1 protein-coding gene is annotated in these 1,029 nt (G+C 63.8%); it reads left to right on the forward strand.

The features are described 5' to 3' along the window. A partial coding sequence (locus AC0B9F_RS38570) for a phosphopantetheine-binding protein (RefSeq protein ID WP_472010528.1) occupies positions 1-1,029 on the forward strand: 1,029 nt, incomplete at its 3' end.

Below are 1,029 nucleotides of genomic sequence, written 5' to 3' on the forward strand. Positions count from 1 at the left end.
TTGCTTGCCGCGTACGGACTCACCGAAGCCACGGTGAACAACACACTGTGGCAGGCAGAACCCGGTTGGAACGGTCCCGTGCCCATCGGAATCCCTGACCCCAACGAACAGGCGTACGTGCTCGACGATCAACTGCGTCCGGTTCCGCCGGGAGTATCCGGCGAGCTGTACATCGCGGGACGCGGCCTGGCGAGAGGCTATCTGGGCCGATTCGATCTGACGGCGCAGAGATTCATCGCCGATCCCTTCACCGCGGGCGATCGCATGTATCGCACCGGGGACCGCGCGCGGTGGCGCACTGACGGGAACATCGACTTCCTCGGCCGCGTCGACGATCAGGTCAAGATCCGCGGTTTCCGAATCGAGTTGGGCGAAATCATCGGAGCTCTCAGTGCCCATCCTTCGGTGAAGCAGGCAACGGTCGTCGCGGATCGGCAGGGCGAAATCACGCGCCTGGTCGGTTACGTGTCACCGGAACCCGGTGTCGTCGTCGACACGACGGCAGTGCGGAACCTCGCGGCACTGTCGTTGCCCGACTACATGGTTCCGACCATGGTTGTCGCCCTTGACGGTCCGCTGCCGTTGACGCCCAACGGAAAGCTCGACCGCAAGTCGTTGCCCACTCCGGACTGGTCGGAGCTGGCGGGTGATGTTGCTCCTCGCACGGCAGTGGAGTCCACGGTTGCGGCTGCGTTCGCGGAAATCCTGCAACTCCCGAGTGTCGGAGTCCACGACAGTTTCTTCGAACTCGGCGGCCATTCGATGGCTTCGATGAAACTGGTCGGTCGCATTCGGGAAGCGTTCGGCGTGGACGTCAGTATTCGAGACGTATTCGACGCGCCGAGTGTTGCGGAGTTGGCGGCCGTCGTCGCGCGTTCGGAAGGTGGGCGTCCGATCCTGGCGCCGGCGGTGAAACGTCCCGAGACGATGGGTCTGTCTGCGCCGCAACGTCGTCAATGGGAGTTGTTCCGCGCGTCCGGCGCGCAACCGCAAGCAAGCCACGCTCTGGCGCTGACCCTGAAATCGAAG

It is taken from the genome of Streptomyces sp. NPDC097129 (genome assembly GCF_055668065.1).